Origin of the sequence: uncultured Gemella sp., assembly GCF_963519265.1 — a bacterium.
Lineage (GTDB): Bacteria > Bacillota > Bacilli > Staphylococcales > Gemellaceae > Gemella.
In genome coordinates this window covers 1-5,161 of sequence record NZ_CAUQNQ010000086.1, presented here as the reverse complement: position 1 = coordinate 5,161, position 5,161 = coordinate 1, and the positions used below count along the sequence as shown (strand labels likewise).

The window sequence follows — 5,161 nt, the reverse complement described above, 5'->3', positions numbered from 1 at the left end:
TAGAAATGGGTAACAGTGCTCTTTGGTACAAATATGTTGGTTTAGATGGATTAGCTATCGGAATTGATAAATTTGGAGCATCTGCACCTGCGAATAAAGTAATCGAAGAATACGGATTTACAGTTGAAGCAGTTGTAGAGAAAATTAAAAATGAGCTATAGAGAAATTCGTCCCGGCGACATTATAAAGGTTAAAGTAACAGCAGTAAAACCATACGGTGCCTTTATAGAAACACGAGATAAAATGGTAGGGTTAATTCATATTTCTGAAATTACTAATTGTTTTATATTTGATATAAGTAGTTATATTAAACAAGATGAAATTTTAGAAGTAAAAGTATTATCAATAAAAGATAATAAAATTAATGCAACATTAAACTTTAAACAAAAAAAAGATACTGATAAAAAAGAAATTAATAGTTTAGATACTTTGAATTTTCAATATGGTTTTGATACGCTAAAACAAAATATGAAGCTTTGGCAAAAGAAAGCCATGTTTGAAATGAGAAATTCTAAGTAACTTTAAACATTCTCTTAACTTAACTATAATTATTGAATAAAGTTTTTTTAAAAATAAATTGTTATTTGATAATCCTTATTTGTGGATACATTTTTTATTATTTTCAAGGATAACTGCATTTAAGATAGATAATTAGTAATCGTTATTTATTGACAATGAAAATAAAATAAGGTATTATAAAAATAGTAGAAGTCCACTGACCGATATGTGGGATATAAATGGTCGGGTTGAAAGTTTACCGCTGACCAACATGCGGAATAAAAGTGGTTGGGTTGAAAGTAAAGTCCTCTGCTTAATCGCGAGGACTTTTTTTGGGGATAAAAAATGGAAAAAACAGGATTTTATATTATAAAAGAAAATTTTTTTGATATTGTGAATGATCCTTTTTTAAAAGGGAATAAACAAGGGAATAGACCGCATTATTATTGTTTTGAAGATTTAAAGACAGGTATATATTGGATTATACCTGTGTCTAGTAAGTTAGAGAAGTATAAAAAAATAATAAAAAACAAAGAGAAAAAGGGAACTAAATGTGATATTTTACATATCGCAAAATTGGATAATAATAAAGAAAGTGTTTTTCTCATTCAAGACATGTTTCCAATAACAGAAGAATTTGTGGAAAGAGAATATACTATTGGTGGAAATCATTTAAAAGTTACTAGTGAACATGTAGTAAAAGAACTGGATAAAAAAGCTAGAAAAGTTTTGTCTCTACTGAAAAGAGATGTTAGACTTACACCATTACAACCGAATGTAATGAAAATATATAGGTGGTTAAATAAGGAAGATTATAAATAATTAGCTATACTAAAAAGTTTTAAATAAAGTATGTGATAAAACTTGTGTTTGAAATGAGAAATTCTAAGTAATATCTATTGACAAATGTAACTTTACTGTTTATAATAACATACATATACAATGAAGTTTAGGAATTAAAAGTTAAGTATATTATTTAACAGAGAGAATCTAGCGGTGAAAAGGATTCATAATAGAACTTTTATGCTACCTATGTAGTGCTTCATCGGCATTTAAGCCGTTATAAAAACTAATGAGGAGTACAATGTACTTAAATTAGGGTGGTAACACGATTATAGTCGTCCCTTGTGTAATTAATTTTACACAAGGGATTTTTTATTTATTTGTTAGCTTGAAAGGAGAAATAATTAATGAAACAACTAACATCAACACAAATTAGAAGAATGTACTTAGATTTCTTCGTAGAAAAAGGGCACAAAATTGAACCTAGTGCTTCTTTAGTACCGGTAGATGATCCTACTTTACTTTGGATTAACTCAGGAGTAGCAACTCTTAAAAAATATTTTGATGGAAGAGAAATACCTGAAAATCCAAGAATTACGAACTCTCAAAAATCAATTAGAACAAATGATATTGAAAATGTAGGTAAAACTGCACGTCACCACACATTCTTCGAGATGTTAGGTAACTTTTCAATTGGAGACTATTTTAAAAATGAAGCAGTACCATGGGCTTGGGAGTTTTTAACTTCAGAAAAATGGTTAGGGCTTGAAAAAGAGAAGCTATCGGTAACTATTCACCCAGAAGATACTGAAGCATATGATTTATGGAAAAATGTAATTGGTCTACCAGAAGAAAGAATTATTCGTATTGAAGGTAACTTCTGGGATATCGGTGAAGGACCATCAGGACCAAACACAGAGATTTTCTATGACCGCGGAGAAGACGCAGACACATGGTCACCAAAAGAAGAGATGTATCCAGGTGGAGAAAACGATAGATATCTTGAAGTATGGAACGTAGTATTTAGTCAATATAACCACAATGCTGACGGTACATATACAGAACTTCCTGCGAAAAACATAGATACAGGGATGGGATTAGAAAGAATCGTTTCTGTATTGCAAGATGTGCCAACAAACTTTGATACTGACTTATTCATTCCAATTATTAGAGAAATCGAAAAACTTTCAGGAGCTAAATATGGTGTAAATGCTGAACAAGATGTAGCTTTCAAAGTTATCGCTGACCACATTAGAACAGTAGCATTTGCTATAGCTGACGGTGCCTTACCGTCAAATGAAGGACGTGGATATATCTTAAGAAGATTATTACGTCGTGCAGTAAGATATGCAAAAGTTTTAGGTTTAAACAACTCATTCATGTATAAATTAACTGATGTAGTTGCTGAAATTATGGAAGATTACTATCCTAATGTTAAAGAAAGTGCAAACTTTGTTAAAGATGTAATTCTTAAAGAGGAAGACAGATTCCACGAAACACTAAATGAAGGTGAAGCAATCTTAAATAATATTGCTAAAGAAGTTAAAGATACAACGAAAGTAATTTCTGGTAAAGATGCATTCAAACTTTATGATACTTTTGGATTCCCAATTGAATTAACTGAAGAATATGCAGAAGAATTAGGATTAACAGTTGATATTGATGGGTTTAATGAAGAGATGGAAAAACAAAAAGAACGTGCACGTTCATCTCGTCAAGAAGATTCTTCAATGCAAGTACAATCTGACCTATACAACAGAATAGTAGGAAACAGTGAGTTTACTGGATATACTAAACTTACAGATGAAGGTAAACTATTAGCTATAGTTGATAAAGAAGATAACTTATTAGAAAACTATAAAGGTGAAGAAAACGTAAAAGTAGTATTCGATAAAACTCCATTCTATGCTGAAAGTGGTGGTCAAATAGCTGATAGAGGTTTAATATTAGCAGAAGGCTTCAAAGCAGAAGTAATAGATGTTAAGAAACTTCCAGATAAACGTCACATTCACTTAGTAAAAGTACTAGAAGGGGAATTAGTAGTTGGTAAAGAATACAAACTAGAAGTTAATAGAGCTTATAGATTAAATATTGAGAAAAACCATACTGCAACTCACTTATTAAACGAAGCGCTTCGTCATGAAGTTGGTTCTCATATTAAACAAGCAGGGTCATTAGTAACTGATGAAAAATTAAGATTTGATATTACTCACTTCGCTCCACTTACAAAAGAAGAAATTGAAAAAGTTGAGCAAGAAGTAAATAAACAAATTTGGAATGCACTAGAAATCAAAACAGAAGAGATGCCAATCGCAGAAGCAAGAAAACTTGGAGCACAAGCACTATTCGGTGAGAAATACGGAGATGTAGTTCGTGTAGTTTCTATCGGAGATTATTCTATTGAATTATGTGGTGGTACTCACAACGCTAACAGTGCTGAAGTAGGAATCTTCAAAATTGTTTCTGAATCAGGTGTAGCTGCAGGGGTTCGTAGAATTGAAGCCCTAACAGGAAAAGCTGCATACGAATATCTAAGAGAACAAGAAGAAACACTTCGTTCTGTTGAAAGATTAACAAAAGCTAATGCTTCTAATGTGGTAGAAAAAGTTTCTGGATTACAATCAGAAATTAAGAAACTAGCTAAAGAAAAAGAAAGTTTACAACAAAAAATCGCTAATGCTGAATTAAACAATTTAGTAAATAATATTAAAGAAGTTAATGGAGTTAACGTATTAACAAGTGTTGTTGAATCAGAAAACATGAATCACTTAAAACAACTTGTTGATAACGCTAAGTCTAAATTAGAAAATTATGTAATTGCTTTTGCTTCAGTGAATGAAGATAAAGTAAACTTCGTAGTAGCTGTAGATAAAGCTATCACTGATAAATATAATGCTGGAAAACTAGTTAATGTACTAGCTACAGTATGTGAAGGACGCGGTGGTGGACGTCCAGATATGGCTCAAGCAGGAGCTAAGAATAAAGACAATATCGATAAAGCATTCGAAGAGTTATTAACTAATATTTAATGATAACTTACTTGGAAATTTGATATTTATTAATATAAATTATAGAATGTAATTGTAGGCTGTGATGCATAAATGACAGATTAATACAATTATATTAGACGATATTACAAAGGCGCTGACCCAAAAGCATAAAGAAAAGCCAAGAAAAGATTGATAAAAATTCTTTTCTTGGTTTTTGAATGATTTTTGATGAAAATGATAAAAAATGAAAAATATTTTACAATAAAATCAGCGAATCCCCCTTATTTTATGATAGTATATACTATAACTCATAGACGTAAGGGTTCATTGATATCTAAATTTGCTTTATGAAGGCTTTTTAGACTTTGCAGGGATGACTCGACAAAATCTTATTTCTTAAGAAATCCCGATTTTTGAGCCACTTTCGTGAAAAAATATTTTTATTATGAAATTTCAAGTTCGTTTGCTTGAAAACAAGAAAAAATTAAGGTATAATAATTCCATATATATATATATATATATGGAAAGTGAAAAAATATATAGATATTATATTTTGAATCACACATAGAAAGTATAAGTATTTATAAAGCTTTTTATCGTGATTTTATTATTTATTATTTTAAAAAATATATGAAAGGAAAAAGGCAATTAATGCCTAGTGCTTAATTAATGAATAATTTTAATGAAAATATCAATAAATATAAAAAGTATGCATTTCGTAAAATAGGTAAGTATTTTGGACCTTGCATTATCGGGACAATGATTTCTTTAGGTGTTGCTGTAACTGTACCATCGAATAATGCTCATGCTTCAGAAAATAATGCGGATGGCGAACCTGATATTGAAAATATAGGTAGTGCATCAGATGGTTATGAAGTGATTATTCCAAA

4 protein-coding genes are annotated in these 5,161 nt (G+C 30.3%); all 4 read left to right on the top strand.

Translation table 11 applies throughout. The features are described from left to right. A partial coding sequence (locus tag RWN11_RS06960; RefSeq protein ID WP_314161024.1) for a transketolase-like TK C-terminal-containing protein occupies positions 1-161 on the top strand: 161 nt, incomplete at its 5' end. Continuing rightward, positions 151-519, top strand: a complete 369-nt coding sequence (locus tag RWN11_RS06955) for a S1 RNA-binding domain-containing protein (RefSeq protein WP_314161023.1) — start codon at positions 151-153, stop codon at positions 517-519. The genes RWN11_RS06960 and RWN11_RS06955, both read left to right, overlap by 11 nt. A 324-nt stretch (positions 520-843) precedes the next feature. Further along, entirely contained in the window at positions 844-1,320 is a 477-nt protein-coding gene (gene cptIN, locus RWN11_RS06950) for a type III toxin-antitoxin system CptIN family toxin (protein WP_314161022.1), read from the top strand. Between the two features lie 368 nt (positions 1,321-1,688). After that, positions 1,689-4,310, top strand: coding sequence for an alanine--tRNA ligase (gene alaS, locus RWN11_RS06945; protein ID WP_314161021.1), 2,622 nt, complete (start codon positions 1,689-1,691; stop codon positions 4,308-4,310). The last annotated feature ends 851 nt before the right edge of the window (positions 4,311-5,161 follow it).